We start from the raw sequence: 14,034 nt of genomic DNA, 5'->3' as shown, positions 1-14,034 counted from the left end.
CCCCCAAACCTTAGGCCAATGTAGTCAAAGGGCGGACAGCCGTCTCAGCGGCGTCGACCGTCTGCTCCAGCAGCAGCGCGATCGTCATCGGTCCGACACCGCCTGGAACCGGTGTGATCAGCCGGGCCACCTGCGCCGCTTCCTCGAAATGCACGTCGCCGACATTGCCCTCGTTGTAGCCGGCGTCGACCACGACGGCGCCCGGCTTCAGCCAGTCACCACGGACGAAGTTCGGCTTCCCGACCGCGGCGATCAGCACATCGGCGGTCCGCACCAGTTCCGGCAGGTCGCGGGTCCGGGAGTGCGCGTAGGTCACCGTGGCGTTCGATGCCAGCAGCAACATCCCGGCCGGCTTCCCGAGGATCGGGCTGCGACCGATCACCACCGCATGCGCCCCTTCGAGCGGTACGTCGTACGCCTCGAGCAACCGCATGATCCCGCCGGGGGTCGCGGACCGGAAGCCCGGGTCGCCGAACGCCATCGCGGCGAACGACCGCATCGTCACGCCGTCCACGTCCTTGCCCGAGTCGATCGCCTCGAACGCGGCCCGCTCGTCGATCTGCGCGGGCACCGGGTGCTGCAGCAGGATCCCGTGCACCGCCGGGTCCGCGGAGAGCTTGGTGATCTCGGCGACCAGTTCCGCGGTCGTGGTCTCGGCCGGCAGCACGATGCTCCGGGACGCGATCCCGGCCTTCTTCGACCGGTTCTGCTTCATCCGCACGTACGTCGCCGACGCGGGATCGTCGCCCACCAACACAGTCGCGAGACACGGTTGGACTCCGGTCCGCTCCTGCAACGCGTGGGCCCGCTCGGCGGCCTTGGTCACCATCTCGGTCGCCAGGTCGGTCCCGATCATCAGGTCAGCAGTCATCTGTGCGCACTCCTCTGGGCGTCAGTTCACAAGTGCCCAGGCGCGCGGCGAAGCCGGATGGCAGACCGTTCCCCGGTGGTCGTCCACCTCAGCGCCAGTCGCGGTCCGCCCTCAGGATACCGACCCGGATCGGCGGCCGGACCCACCCCGTCACGGTGTCCGGCTGAGCTCCAGCACCGGGATCGTTCGAACACCCGCCGTACTGCGTTCGTAGTCGGCGAAACCCGGGTAGCGTCGCGCCTGCTCGGCGTAGATGCGGTCGCGCTCCTCGCCGGTCACTTCGCTGACCTTCACGTCGAACGTCTCGGTCCCGAGCTCGACGGTGCCGTCGCCGGCCGCGATCAGGTTGCGGTACCAGTCCGGGTTCGTGGGGGCTCCGCCCTTGCTCGCGAACACATAGACGACGTTCGGATCGGTCTCGTTCTGCAGGTACATCGTCGGGGCGATGTACTCCTCGCCGCTCTTGCGGCCACGGTGGTGCAGCAGGACCATCGGGGCGCCCTCGAACGGCCCGCCGACCCTGCCTTCGTTCTCCCGGAACTCCGCGATGACGTTCGCGTTCCAGTCGCTCATATCAAGGTCCCTTTCAGAGAAGTCCTGCATAGTCCAACGCCAGATAGGCGGCATCGATTCCGGTCATTGCACCGGGTGTCCGCAATTCGGCACGGAACGCATCCACGGACAGCTCGACCGGAACGCAGTCCTCTGCTTCGTCCAGCTGCTGCTTCCCGTCGGGACGGCAACCGCGCGCGATCGCGACGTACTTGCGGAACGTCGACGACGCACCGGACCACTGCCAGCCGACCACGTCGAGCGTCTCGCAGGTGTACCCGGTCTCCTCCTCGAGCTCTCGGGCACCGGCGACGGCCACTTCCTCCCCGGGCTCCACCAGGCCACCGGGCAGGTTGGTGACGACGCTGTCCGGGCCGGCGCGGAACATCCGGATCGTGACGATCCGCCCGTCCGGCGTCAGCGGCAGCACGGTCACCCCGGACGCCACCCCGGCCTCCGGACCGAGCACGTCCCACTCGACCTCGCGACCGTCCGGCATCCGGTACGTGCGCAGGCGCACGCTCAGGAAGCGCTGGAAGCCCTTCTCCTCCCCCAGCAACTCCCACGGCGCCGGGTCGGCGGGCCGAGACAACTCAGCCGCCACGGTGTCCGTGACGGCTGAGTTCTCGTGCTGATCCGTCACAGCGGACGGTCGTCGTCGGAGTTGTCCGGCGGAGCCACCGGTACGTCGTCCGACGGCGGCGCGACCGGGGTGTCGTCCCCCTCAGCCGACGTGGTGTCCTCGGCCTTGGCGGACTCGCCGTCCTCCGAGTCCGTGGAGCCGGCCGCGTCCTCAGCCGGCCGGGACTCGGACAGAATCCGCTCGAGGGTCTCCTCGGTCATTCGCTTGAACTTCCGCACCTGGGACCTGCTCCGGTCCAGGACGGCGACCTCGAGCTGGTCCGGGGTCAGCGCCCGGACCTCGGTGCCGTCGTGGCCGAGCGCGTCCACCGCGAGCCGGAGCGCGCCGGCCAGCGAGATGCCGTCGGTGTAGTGCTCGCCGATGTACTCCGCGACCTGGTCGGCCGGACCACCCATCACGGCGTACCCGCGGACGTCCGCGATCGAGCCGTCGTAGGTGAGCCGGTAGATCTGGTCCTCGGCCGTCGAGGAGCCGACCTCGGCGACCAGGATCTCGACCTCGAGCGGCTTCTCACCGCCGGAGGAGAAGATCGCGCCGAGGGTCTGCGCGTACGCGTTGGCCAGCGCCCGGCCGGTGACGTCCCGCCGGTCGTAGGAGTACCCACGCATGTCGGCCAGCCGCACGCCGGCGATCCGCAGGTTCTCGAACTCGTTGTACCGGCCGACGGCCGCGAAGGCCATCCGGTCGTAGATCTCGGCCACCTTGTGCAGGGCGGGCGAGCGGTTCTCCGCGACGAACAGGATGCCGTCGGCATATTGCAGCGCGATCGCGCTGCGGCCCTTGGCGATGCCTTTCCGGGCGAAATCCGCCCGGTCCCGCATCAGCTGCTCGGGCGAGACGTAGAAGGGAACGCTCATCGAATCCTCTGTCAGTTCGGTCGGGGGGACAAGACAGCGTCAGGTCAGGGACGCCGCGGCCGGACCGTCTGGCCGCAGGTGCCGCTGGCTCCAGGCCGCGTCGACGAGCCCCGCGACCTCGTCCTCCGGCAGTCGCCGGTAGCCGTCCGCGGTGACCACGCCGACCACCGGGAAGATCCGCCGGAGCATGTCCGGGCCACCGGTCGCCGAGTCGTCGTCGGCCGCGTCGATCAGGGACTGGATCGTCACCGTCACGCAGTCGATCTCGGACAGGTCCTCGCGGTACAGCTTCTTCAGCGCGCCGCGGGCGAACAGCGAACCCGAGCCGACACTGTGGAAGTGGTGCTCCTCGTAGCGACCGCCGGTGGCGTCGTACGAGAAGATCCGCCCGCCCTTCAGGTCGGCGTCGTAGCCCGCGAACAGCGGCACCACGGCCAGACCCTGCATCGCCATCGCCAGGTTGCCCCGGATCAGCGCGCTCAGCCGGTTGGACTTGCCGTCGAGGCTCAGGGTGGCGCCCTCGAGCTTCTCGTAGTGCTCCAGTTCGACCTGGAACAGCCGGACCATCTCGATCCCGAAACCGGCCGAGCCGGCGAAGGCGACCGCCGAGTACTCGTCGGCCGGGAACACCTTCTCGATGTCACGCTGGGCGATGATGTTGCCCATCGTGGCCCGCCGGTCGCCGGCCATCACCACGCCACCCGGGAAGGTCGCGGCGACGATCGTCGTCCCGTGCGGGACCTGACTGGACAGGTCACCCGCCCCCGGGGACCGCCGTCCGGGCAACAGGTCGGGCGCGTGCCCGGCCAGGAAGTCCATGAACGACGAGCCCCCTGGGGTCAGGAAGGCTTCCGGCAACCGGCCGGAGGCATCGAATGTCATCGAGCGGTTCACTCCCCACCCTTTTGAACGAATCCGCGAACGAACTCCTCGGCGTTCTCCTCGAGGACCTCGTCGATCTCGTCCAGGATCGAGTCCACGTCCTCGTCGAGCCGTTCCTTGCGCTCGGCGACGTCTTCGGACGTCTCGACCTGCTCGACCTCTTCCTCGGTCGAGGAACGCTTCGGCTGCTTGTGCTGCTGACCGCCGTCCTTCGCCATGGCCACCTCCTAGAACCGCTGGGAAGGCCGCCCAAATCGGCCTTCACTAGCGACCCTACCCGGCGCCGCCCCCAGTAATGGTGCGAACCAGGTCACTCGCGGTGTCGCATTGGTCAAGAAGTGCCCCGACGTGCGCTTTCGTGCCCCGCAGCGGGTCCAGCGTCGGGATCCGCTGGAGCGATTCCTTCCCGGGCAGATCGAAGATCACCGAGTCCCAGGAGGCGGCCGCGACCTGCGGCGCGTACTGCTGCATGCAGCGGCCGCGGAAGTAGGCCCGGGTGTCGGTCGGCGGGTGCGCGACGGCCATCCGGATCTCCTCGTCGGTGACGACCCGCTGCATCCGGCCGGACTTCACCAACTTGTAATACAGACCCTTGTCCGGGCGCAGATCGGCGTACTGCAGGTCGACGAGGTGCAGCTTCGGGTCGTCCCACCCGAGACCGTCGCGGTCCCGGTAGGACTGCAGCAGTTTGTACTTCGCGACCCAGTCCAGCTGGTCCGACAACTTCATCGGGTCGATGGCGAGCTGGTCGAGGACCTGCTCCCAGCGGTGCAGCACGTCCTTGGTCTGCCGGTCCGCGTCGTCGCCGTACTTGTCCTCGACGTACTTGCGGGCCTGCTCCAGGTACTCCGTCTGCAACTGGACGGCGGTGAGCTTGCGGCCGTCCTTGAGGGTCAGCAGATGCGTGCAGGACGGGTCGTGGCTGACCTCGTGCAGCGCGGTCACCGGGCGGTCCACACCGAGGTCGTCGGTCAGCCAGCCGTCCTCGATCATCGCCAGCACCAGCGACGTCGTCCCGACCTTCAGGTACGACGAGATCTCGGACAGGTTGGCGTCGCCGATGATCACGTGCAGCCGGCGGTAGCGGTCCGGATTCGCGTGCGGCTCGTCGCGGGTGTTGATGATCGGGCGTTTCAGCGTCGTCTCCAGGCCGACCTCGACCTCGAAGTAGTCCGCCCGCTGGCTGACCTGAAACCCGTGCGTGGCACCGTCCTGGCCGATCCCGACGCGGCCGGCGCCGGTGACCACCTGACGGCTCACGAAGAACGGCGTCAGGTGCCGCACGATCGACGCGAACGGCGTCGACCGGCGCATCAGGTAGTTCTCGTGCGAGCCGTACGACGCGCCCTTGTTGTCGGTGTTGTTCTTGTAGAGGTTCAGCTGCGGAGCCCCTGGGATCAGCCGGGCCTGGCGCGCGCCCTCCATGATCACCAGCTCGCCGGCCTTGTCCCACACCACCGCGTCGCGCGGGTTGGTGGTCTCGGGCGCGGAGTACTCCGGGTGGGCGTGGTCGACGTACAGCCGGGCGCCGTTGGTGAGGATCACGTTCGCCAGGCCGGTCTCCTCGTCGGTGAGCTGGCTGGAGTCCGCCACCTCCCGGCTCAGGTCGAAGCCGCGCGCGTCCCGCAACGGGTGCTCCTCGTCGAAGTCCCATCGGGTCTTGCGCGCGAGCGGCTGCGTCTGCGCGTAGCCGTTCACCACCTGGCTCGAGGTCAGCATCGGGTTCGCCCCGGGCTGGCCCGGCACCGAGATGCCGAACTCGGTCTCGGTACCCATGATCCGCCGAACACTCATGGAGTTGAGCCTACGCGGTACCGACGACCAAAGGGGTTGCTGTGTCCACAGGGTTACCTGTGAAAATGCTCCGGTGGACGAACTCGTGGCGATTCTTGACGACGACAACCGGGTCACCGGGACGGCACCACGATCCGTGATGCGGCGTGACAACCTGCGGCACGCGGCCACCGGCGTCCTCGTCCGGAACCCGGCCGGCGACATCTACGTGCACCGCCGGACGCCGACCAAGGACGTGTACCCGGGCCGGTACGACTTCGCCGCCGGTGGGGTCGTGGCGGCCGGCGAGGAGCCCTTCCACGCCGTCGTACGGGAGCTGGACGAGGAGCTCGGGATCTCCGGGGTGGAGCTGATCCGGTTGCCCGAGGGTGACTACGCCGACGACAACACGACGTACCACGCCTACCTGTACGCCTGCGTCTGGGACGGCGCGATCAAGCACCAGCCCGAGGAAGTCGCGTGGGGCGCGTGGCTCTCCCCCGCCGAGCTCGTCGCCAAGCTCGATGTCTCGGAGTGGTCGTTCATGCCCGATGCTGTCGCACTGCTCGGCCCGTACGTCCGCAGCCTGCTGTGATCCTTGTCGAGGGCTGGGACAGCCGTGCGTGGATCGATGGCCCCTGGATCCACCGGTCGCCGCGGCGGCCGGAAGTGCGCCCCCGGCTGCTCGCCGAGACCACGCTCCTTCCCTGGCTCGCCCCGCAGTTGCCACTGCCCGTCCCGCTGCCAGAGCTGACGGAGGACGGCGTACGGCATCTGCTGTTGCCCGGCGAACCGCTGTCCGAGGACAGCCCGGAAACCGGGCGGGAATTGGGCGCGTTCCTCAAGGCCCTGCACTCTGTTGACCCGTCAGAAGCCGTTGCGTACGGCGCACTCGACGCCGAGACCGCGACGGCTGCCAAGACGCTCGAATTGGTCGAATTCCGGACGTGGATCGTGCCTTTACTCCCGTCCGAGGTCCGCACCACGGCGAGTGAGCTGCTCGACCGTGTCGCCCGGGTGCGGACGTCCCTGGTCCACTGCGACTTCGGTCCGGACCACATCCTGACGACCGACGGCCGGGTCACCGGGATCATCGACTGGACCGACGCGGTCATCGGAGACCCGGCCCTGGACCTCTGCTGGCCCCTCAACGGCGCCCCGGAAGCCGTCGCCGCCGGCGTCCGTGAGGTCTACCAGCCAACACGCGAGTTGATCGAGCGTTCGAAGGACTGGGCGCGGCTCTCCCCCTGGTACGGCGTCCACCGCGGTCTGCTGCTCGACCTGCCCGGCGACGTCGAGACGGGACTGCCGCAGATCATCGCCGCGCTCTGATGCAACCAGTTGGCCGGCGACCGGTCATTAGCTGCTGTGAAGATCATCCTGACTGACGATACGGAGCCGTCGATGGGATCCGCAGGCGCCGGTGCAGCGAGCGAGCCTGCGCCCGTCGACGGCTCGGACCACGATCTGTGGGAGCGGTTGCGCACCGGGGACCACTTCGCGCTGGGCGAACTGTTCGACCGGTACGCCGACGACGTCCGCGCGTTCGCGTTCCGTCGTACTGCCTCGTGGAGCACCGCGGACGACGTGGTGCAGGCGACGTTCCTGAACACCTGGCGGCGGTTCGAGCGGAACCCACCGGGGCGGCTGACCGCGCCGAGCGCTCGCGGCTGGCTGCTCGTGGTGGCCGGCAACGAGTGCCGGACGCTGGCTCGGACGGCGAACCGCTTGCGGAAGCTGGTGGATCGCCTGCCCGGTCCCGCGCCCGGTGACGACCACGCTCCGGACGTCGCCCGCCGCCTCGACGACGAACTCCGGATGTCCGCGATCCGCCGCGCCGTCGCGAAACTCCCCCGGCACGAACGCGAGACGCTCGAGCTCGTCGTCTGGTCCGGACTGACCACCTCCGAGGCGGCGGAAGCCCTCGGCGTACCGATCGGGACCGTCAAGGCCCGGCTGCACCGCACCCGTCAGCGTTTCCCCGACCTGCTCACCCGGGTCGACCTCACCGAGGAGCTCTCATGAACACCGAACTCGAACCGCCGCGCGTACCGCCGCTGACCGCCGCCGAGCACGCCCGGATGCGCAACCAGCTGATGGAGCGGGCCCGGCCCGACACGCGTCGTCCGGCCCCGCACCGGGTCGCCCCGGTGGTTGGCGTCGCCGCCGTCGCAGCCGTGGTCGCCGGCACGCTCGTCATCACCCAGAAGTCACCGGACCACGCCGGGGTAGCCGGTACCTCGACGCCGGTCGCGGCCCCGACCCTGGCGTACGGCACGGCCAAGCCACAGGCCCGTGTCGGCGTCGACCTCGGCCCCGTTCCGCAGGCCCAGTTGGCGAAGGTCGTCAACGAGTGCCAGTTCCCCGATGAGCCGGGTCCCGCCGAGCTCGTCTGGAGCCGTCACGTCCGGGGCATCTCCAAGGACAGCACCACGCTGGTGGGGCTGGCGCGGGACACGAAGGGTGCGACCCCGAAGCCCGTGAACGGCGACGGCGGTCGCAGGCCGGGGGCCGGGGCGGGAGGGGCTCCCGCCCCCTTCAGCCTCGGGTACCGGTACTGCCTCTCACGGACGCCGCCGCTCAGCAAGCTCGGCTCGATCGGCACGGTCGGCAGGGTCGACGACAAGGCATGGCGGGCCGACCCGACCGTGCAGCGCGGTCTGGTGGCGCTCGCCGGGTCGGACGGCGACTTCACGAACGACCTCCACACCTTGCAGGCGTGGCGGATCTACCGAGCGCTGCCCGAGATCGCGAAGGTCGAGGCCCGCTACGTCCTGGACGGTAAGCCCGGCCCGTGGACCAGCGGTGTCGTCGACGGCGGCTTCGCCTACACCGAGGTCCAGGCGACCGGGACGTTCAAGTCCGGCCAGCACCTCAAGACCGAGATCCGGGCGTTCGACGCCAAGGGCCGCCAGCTGCTGATCAACTAGGGCGTCGGGCCATCGTGCGGGCGTAGTTGATGCCGACCAGGCCCGCCCAGCAGATCAGGACGCCGAACTTGCCCATCATGTCGGCCGCGATCGCCGTGATCGGGATCGCCGCCACGATCGAGACGATCGCCAGCGCGAGACCACCCGGGTCCGTCTCCCGGCTCGGGTGGCGGCTCACCGGCCGGGCCGGTACGGGTTCCGGCAGCAGGCCGGCACGGCGCTGGGCGTCGCGCTGGTCGAGCTTGTCCAGGAAGCTGTCGATGACCTCGGACTCGTACTCCGGCCCGAGCTCCTGCCGTGCCGCCACCGCGGCCCGCAGGTCCTTGCGTAGATCGTCCGTCGCCATAGCAGCACGGTAGGCCCGCTATGACGCCGTACCAATCGGGGAAACCCCCCGATTGAACCGGGGGTTATCTCTACCCCCTGAGCGCAGACAAACGCCCCTGGACCGCGCTGGTCCAGGGGCGTTTCGCCGTCCGTGTGCTTACAGGTACTGACCGGTGTTGGTCGCCGTGTCGATCGACCGGCCCGGCTCGGTGCCCTGCTTGCCGGAGATGAGCGTCCGGATGTAGACGATCCGCTCGCCCTTCTTGCCGGAGATCCGGGCCCAGTCGTCCGGGTTCGTGGTGTTCGGCAGGTCCTCGTTCTCCTTGAACTCGTCCACGCAGGCCTGCAGCAGGTGCTGCACCCGAAGGCCCTTCTGCTTCTCGTCCAGGAACGCCTTGATCGCCATCTTCTTCGCCCGGTCGACGATGTTCTGGATCATCGCGCCCGAGTTGAAGTCCTTGAAGTACAGGACCTCCTTGTCACCGTTGGCGTAGGTGACCTCGAGGAACCGGTTCTCGTCGGCCTCGGTGTACATCCGCTCGACGGTGCGCTGGATCATCCCGTCCACGCAGGCCTGCCGGTCGCCACCGAACTCGCTCAGGTCGTCGGTGTGCAGCGGCAGTCCGCTGGTCAGGTACTTCGAGAAGATGTCCCGGGCCGCCTCGGCGTCCGGGCGCTCGATCTTGATCTTCACGTCTAGCCGGCCGGGCCGCAGGATCGCCGGGTCGATCATGTCCTCACGGTTCGAGGCACCGATCACGAGGACGTTCTCCAGGCCCTCGACACCGTCGATCTCGCTGAGCAGCTGCGGGACGATGGTGTTCTCGACGTCGGACGACACACCGGAACCGCGGGTGCGGAACAGCGAGTCCATCTCGTCGAAGAATACGATCACCGGCATTCCCTCGGACGCCTTCTCGCGCGCCCGCTGGAAGACCAGGCGGATGTGCCGCTCGGTCTCACCGACGTACTTGTTCAGCAGCTCCGGGCCCTTGATGTTCAGGAAGAACGACTTCTGCTCGGCGACACCGGTGCGCTCGGCGACCTTCTTGGCCAGCGAGTTCGCCACCGCCTTCGCGATCAGCGTCTTCCCGCAGCCGGGCGGCCCGTAGAGCAGCACGCCCTTCGGCGGCTTGAGCTCGTGCTCCAGGAACAGGTCCTTGTGCAGGTACGGCAGCTCGACCGCGTCCCGGATCTGCTCGATCTGGCCGGCCAGGCCACCGATCTGGGTGTAGTCGATGTCCGGGACCTCTTCGAGCACCAGCTCCTCGACCTCGGACTTCGGGATCTTCTCGTAGACGTACCCGGAGCGGGGCTCCAGCAGCAACGAGTCGCCCGACCGCAGCGGCACGTCGAGCAGCGGCGACGCGAGCCGCACCACCCGTTCCTCGTCCGCCTGCGCGATGACCAGCGCCCGCTCACCGTCGGCGAGCAGCTCCTTGAGCATCACCACGTCGCCGACGACCTCGAACTCGCAGGCCTCGACCACGTTGAGCGCTTCGTTCAGCATCAGTTCCTGGCCGAGCCGCAGCGCGTCCAGGTCCACCGACGGGCTCGCCGCGACCCGGAGTTTCCGGCCGCCGGTGAACACGTCCAGCGTGTCGTCTTCATTGCGTCCGAGGAAGGTGCCGAATCCGGACGGCGGTTGCGCCAGCCGGTCGACTTCCTCCTTCAGGGCGATGATCTTCTCTCGCGCCTCCCGCAGCGTGTCGGCCAGCCGCTCGTTCTGAGCGGTGACACTCGCCAAGGAGGCCTGGGTTTCGGACAGTCTGCTCTCGAGCGACCGGCTGTCCGCCGGGTGCTCGAGCAGCCGACGTCGCAACGCCGCGACTTCGGCTTCCAGGTACCGGACCTGGTTACGCAGTTCTGCCGCGGTAGGGCTCTCGTCTCCAGCCACGATCATCACCTCACCATGTGGGGCTCGACCCTATGGACCTTACCCAGAAAAGCTCGCCGGGCAAGCTGTATCCCATCACGTGTCGGTTGCGGATGAACCAGTTGCCTTCGGCATGTCGCCCGACGAATCCGCAGGGGCTTCCGCACGACGGGGCCCGAGGTAATCGTCGCCGTACGCACCAGGCGCGGGGCGCCGCTTCTTCCGGGGTGCCTGCTCCCCGTGCGCCATCCGTCGCGCGGTGACCAGGAAGGCGGTGTGACCTTGCATCCGGTGTCCCGGACGAACCGCAAGGCCTTCTACGTGCCAGTCTCGCACGAGTGACTCCCACGCGCGCGGCTCGGTGAACTCGCCGTGCGCCCGCAGTGTCTCCACGACCCGGCTCAGCTGCGTCGTGGTGGCGACGTACGCGCAGAACACCCCACCCGGGGACAGGGCCTCGGCGCAGACGTCGATGCACTCCCACGGGGCCAGCATGTCCAGGACGACGCGGTCCACATCCTGCTCGTTCAGCTTCTCGACCAGGTCGCCGACCTCGAGCCGCCAGGCCGGGTGCTCGGCTCCGAAGAAACCGGTGACGTTCTTGCGCGCGACCTCGGCGAAGTCCTCGCGGCGCTCGAACGAGATCACCTGCCCCTGGATCCCGACCGCGCGCAGCAACGCGGTGGTCAGCGCCCCGGAGCCGGCGCCGGCCTCGACCACCTTCGCGCCCGGAAAGATGTCGGCCATCGTGACGATCTGCGCGGTGTCCTTCGGGTAGATCACCGCCGCGCCGCGCGGCATCGAGACCGAGTAGTCGGCCATCAGCGGGCGCAGCGCGAGGTACTCGACGTTGCCCTTGGAGCGGATCGTGACCGCGTCCGGGCCGTCGATCAGTTCGTCGTGCGCGATCCCGCCCTTGGTGGTGTGGAAGATCTTCCCGCGCTCCAGCTTCACCGAGTGCCGGCGGCCCTTGGAGTCCTGCAGGGTGATCCACTCGCCCTCCTGCAAGGGGCCGTGGTGCACCCCGGAGAACGCCTGGTCAGGAAAGTCACGCAAGTCAGCCATAAGGCGCTCACCTTAACTTTCGGTCACCGGAACCGAGTAATCAGCCGGACCGGAACGCGCGTTCCACGTCCGCGGTCGCGAGCACGCCGTACACCGTGCCGTTCGCGTCCAGGACGAGGTACTCCGAGGCGGGGTGCTGGCGGAGCGTGGCGAGGATCTCCTCGCCGGTGTCGTTGACGCCGATGATGTGGCCCGCGCCGATCCGCGTCGAGACCTCGCTGACCGTGGTCCACGGACGCTGGTTCGGCGCCACCGCGGCGACCGCGGACTCCGACACCAGCGCGTGCGGGCTGCCGTCGCCGTCGATCACCACGACCGCGCCGGCCTGGGCCTCCCCGGCCATCCGGACCGCCTCGGAGATCGGTGTCCCGGAATGTACGGCGACGGCGCGGCGGGCCAGCGTCCGGACCTGAAGCGTGGGCAGCTTGCTGCGCAACCGGGCCTGCATCAGCGATGCGGTCGAGCCGCTCCACAGGAAGAAACCGACCAGCAGCGCGATCACGAAGTCGATCATCGACGGCTGCCAGCCCCAGAGCTGCTCGAACAGGACCGGCGCGGCCAGCACCGAGATCGCCAGCAGCCGGCCGGCCCAGGCCGCCACCACGGTGCCGGTGTGCATGTTCCCGGTGAGCTTCCAGACGATCGCGCGCAGCACCCAGCCACCGTCGAGCGGCAGGCCGGGCAGCAGGTTCGTGACGCCGACGATCAGGTTCGCGATGCCGAGCTCCAGGAGGGCGACGTACCCGACGCCCTCGTCGAAGGCGCGGGAGCCGAGGTACGCGAGGCCGCCGACGATCAGGGAGGCGATCGGGCCGACCACCGAGACGGCGAATTCCTCGAGTGGTGACTTCCGCTCACCCTCGATGTGCGTACCGGCCGCGAAGAAGCCGAGGTTGATCTCCGAGACGCCGATCCCGAACTTCAGCGCCATCAGCGCGTGCGCCAGCTCGTGGACCAGGATCGACAGCGTGAACGCGACCACGAAGGCGAACGCCGCGAGGTAGCGCCAGCCGCCGAGCTCGGGGAACTGGCGGCCGATGATCGCCGCGAAGCCGAGCGCCAGCAGCATCGCCACCGGCAGCCAGGTGAAGCGCATCGTCAGCCGGATCCCGCGGACACGACCGAGCACCCAGGTACCGGGCGGTGGTGGACCGGCCGGCTGGGCGGAGTTCTGGGAGTCGCGAGAATCTGGCATCAAGCCAACGCTACTGGTCTCGTGGTAACTCCGTGCTACGCACCCACCGTGAGCCGGGCGGCAAACCTCCTGGTTGCTGTTTTCCACAGGGTCGGGGTGGGCGCGCGCGAACTGTCGGTCGTTGTGCCTAGGGTTTGGGGCATGAGCGTCGCAGCCGCAGTCGATCCGCACCAGCATCCGCGGGGTGCCCTGTCGCCCTCCCGAGCGGCGGACTTCATGAGCTGCCCGTTGAAGTACCGGTTCCGCGTCGTCGACCGGCTGCCCGAGAAGCCGTCGCCGGCGGCCGTCCGCGGGACGGTGGTGCACGCCGTGCTCGAGCGTTTGTACGACCTGCCGCGCGGGCAGCGGACGCTCGAGCAGGCCGCCGAGATGCTGGAGCCGCAATGGCAGCGGGTGCTCGAGGAGGAGCCCGAGGTCGCGCAGCTGTTCGCCGAGGACGCGAGCGGCGAGGAGCTGGCCAAGTGGCTCGCCGAGGCCCACCAACTGCTCGGCAAGTACTTCACCCTCGAGGACCCGAACGCCCTGGAGCCCGCCGAGCGCGAGCTGTACGTCGAGACCGCGCTCGACTCCGGTCTGGTACTGCGCGGCTACGTCGACCGCCTCGACGTGGCGCCGACCGGTGAGATCCGGGTCGTCGACTACAAGACCGGTCGTTCGCCGTCGGAGTTCTTCGAGGCGAAGGCGCTGTTCCAGATGAAGTTCTACGCGCTGGTGCTGTGGAAGCTCCGCGGCGTGGTGCCGGCGATGCTGCAGCTGGTCTATCTGGGCAACGGCGAGATCGTCCGCTACGTCCCCGACGAGGCCGACCTGCGCGCCTGCGAGCGCAAGGTGTCCGCGCTCTGGATCGCGATCACCCGCGCGCTGGACTCCGGCGACTGGCGGCCGAGCCCGGGCCCGCTGTGCGACTGGTGCGACCACAAGGCGATCTGCCCGGCCTGGGGCGGCACTCCCCCGCCGCTGCCGACCCGCTCCGTCGAGGAGGTCGCAGCCGAGTCGGCCGGCATCGACCTGATCACGGTCGACGGCTGAGCGACGACCACCAGTCGGCCGAGGAACCCTCGGT

At 68.9% G+C, this 14,034-nt stretch carries 16 protein-coding genes and 1 riboswitch; of the genes, 5 read left to right on the top strand and 11 right to left on the bottom strand.

What is annotated here, in order from left to right; genetic code table 11:
- Positions 1-10 precede the first annotated feature (10 nt).
- The 7 genes from ACWGID_RS20040 to dop all read right to left on the bottom strand — a co-directional run bounded on the left by ACWGID_RS20040 (position 11) and on the right by dop (position 5,599).
- Positions 11-871, bottom strand: coding sequence for a bifunctional 5,10-methylenetetrahydrofolate dehydrogenase/5,10-methenyltetrahydrofolate cyclohydrolase (locus tag ACWGID_RS20040; protein ID WP_452198556.1), 861 nt, complete (start codon positions 869-871; stop codon positions 11-13).
- Between the two features lie 27 nt (positions 872-898).
- Positions 899-983, bottom strand: a riboswitch (ZMP/ZTP riboswitch).
- A 38-nt stretch (positions 984-1,021) separates the two neighbouring features.
- Positions 1,022-1,444 (bottom strand): nitroreductase family deazaflavin-dependent oxidoreductase, encoded by a 423-nt coding sequence (locus ACWGID_RS20035; RefSeq protein WP_452198554.1) that lies wholly within the window; start codon positions 1,442-1,444, stop codon positions 1,022-1,024.
- A gap of 13 nt (positions 1,445-1,457) precedes the next feature.
- Positions 1,458-2,066, bottom strand: a complete 609-nt coding sequence (locus ACWGID_RS20030; protein ID WP_452198552.1) for an NUDIX hydrolase — start codon at positions 2,064-2,066, stop codon at positions 1,458-1,460.
- Positions 2,063-2,923 (bottom strand): proteasome subunit alpha, encoded by an 861-nt coding sequence (gene prcA, locus ACWGID_RS20025; protein WP_452198550.1) that lies wholly within the window; start codon positions 2,921-2,923, stop codon positions 2,063-2,065. The genes ACWGID_RS20030 and prcA overlap by 4 nt, the downstream gene beginning before the upstream one ends.
- A gap of 39 nt (positions 2,924-2,962) precedes the next feature.
- Positions 2,963-3,805, bottom strand: a complete 843-nt coding sequence (gene prcB / locus ACWGID_RS20020; protein WP_452198548.1) for a proteasome subunit beta — start codon at positions 3,803-3,805, stop codon at positions 2,963-2,965.
- Positions 3,806-3,813: 8 nt separating this feature from the next.
- The gene (locus ACWGID_RS20015; protein WP_387779528.1) at positions 3,814-4,023 is read right to left on the bottom strand and encodes a ubiquitin-like protein Pup; all 210 of its coding nucleotides are present in this window, start codon (positions 4,021-4,023) and stop codon (positions 3,814-3,816) included.
- 55 nt (positions 4,024-4,078) lie between these two features.
- Positions 4,079-5,599, bottom strand: a complete 1,521-nt coding sequence (dop, locus tag ACWGID_RS20010) for a depupylase/deamidase Dop (protein ID WP_452198545.1) — start codon at positions 5,597-5,599, stop codon at positions 4,079-4,081.
- A 73-nt stretch (positions 5,600-5,672) separates the two neighbouring features.
- Between dop and ACWGID_RS20005 the strand changes: the two genes are divergently transcribed.
- From ACWGID_RS20005 to ACWGID_RS19990, 4 genes are all read left to right on the top strand, one after another.
- On the top strand, positions 5,673-6,173 hold the full coding sequence (locus ACWGID_RS20005; RefSeq protein WP_452198543.1) for an NUDIX hydrolase: 501 nt from the start codon (positions 5,673-5,675) through the stop codon (positions 6,171-6,173).
- Entirely contained in the window at positions 6,170-6,910 is a 741-nt protein-coding gene (locus ACWGID_RS20000) for a phosphotransferase (RefSeq protein ID WP_452198542.1), read from the top strand. Before ACWGID_RS20005 ends, ACWGID_RS20000 begins: the two co-directional genes overlap by 4 nt.
- A gap of 72 nt (positions 6,911-6,982) precedes the next feature.
- The gene (locus ACWGID_RS19995; protein WP_452198540.1) at positions 6,983-7,603 is read left to right on the top strand and encodes an RNA polymerase sigma factor; all 621 of its coding nucleotides are present in this window, start codon (positions 6,983-6,985) and stop codon (positions 7,601-7,603) included.
- Positions 7,600-8,508 (top strand): hypothetical protein, encoded by a 909-nt coding sequence (locus ACWGID_RS19990; protein ID WP_452198538.1) that lies wholly within the window; start codon positions 7,600-7,602, stop codon positions 8,506-8,508. The genes ACWGID_RS19995 and ACWGID_RS19990 overlap by 4 nt, the downstream gene beginning before the upstream one ends.
- Here ACWGID_RS19990 and ACWGID_RS19985 read toward each other — a convergent pair.
- The 4 genes from ACWGID_RS19985 to ACWGID_RS19970 all read right to left on the bottom strand — a co-directional run bounded on the left by ACWGID_RS19985 (position 8,501) and on the right by ACWGID_RS19970 (position 12,971).
- Entirely contained in the window at positions 8,501-8,854 is a 354-nt protein-coding gene (locus tag ACWGID_RS19985; RefSeq protein WP_452198536.1) for a hypothetical protein, read from the bottom strand. The genes ACWGID_RS19990 and ACWGID_RS19985 overlap by 8 nt on opposite strands.
- Positions 8,855-8,992: 138 nt before the next feature.
- Positions 8,993-10,738 (bottom strand): proteasome ATPase, encoded by a 1,746-nt coding sequence (gene arc, locus ACWGID_RS19980; RefSeq protein ID WP_452198534.1) that lies wholly within the window; start codon positions 10,736-10,738, stop codon positions 8,993-8,995.
- A gap of 69 nt (positions 10,739-10,807) precedes the next feature.
- A complete protein-coding gene (locus ACWGID_RS19975) occupies positions 10,808-11,776 on the bottom strand; it encodes a tRNA (adenine-N1)-methyltransferase (protein ID WP_452198532.1) in 969 nt (322 codons plus the stop codon).
- 40 nt (positions 11,777-11,816) lie between these two features.
- Entirely contained in the window at positions 11,817-12,971 is a 1,155-nt protein-coding gene (locus tag ACWGID_RS19970; protein ID WP_452198531.1) for a site-2 protease family protein, read from the bottom strand.
- A 141-nt stretch (positions 12,972-13,112) separates the two neighbouring features.
- Here ACWGID_RS19970 and ACWGID_RS19965 point away from each other — a divergent pair, with 141 nt between their 5' ends.
- The gene (locus ACWGID_RS19965; RefSeq protein WP_452198530.1) at positions 13,113-14,000 is read left to right on the top strand and encodes a RecB family exonuclease; all 888 of its coding nucleotides are present in this window, start codon (positions 13,113-13,115) and stop codon (positions 13,998-14,000) included.
- Positions 14,001-14,034: the final 34 nt, after the last annotated feature.

It is taken from the genome of Kribbella sp. NPDC054772, from assembly GCF_053611945.1.
The sequence above is the reverse complement of the archived record's forward strand: the minus strand, read 5'-3'. Positions and strand labels throughout refer to the sequence as shown.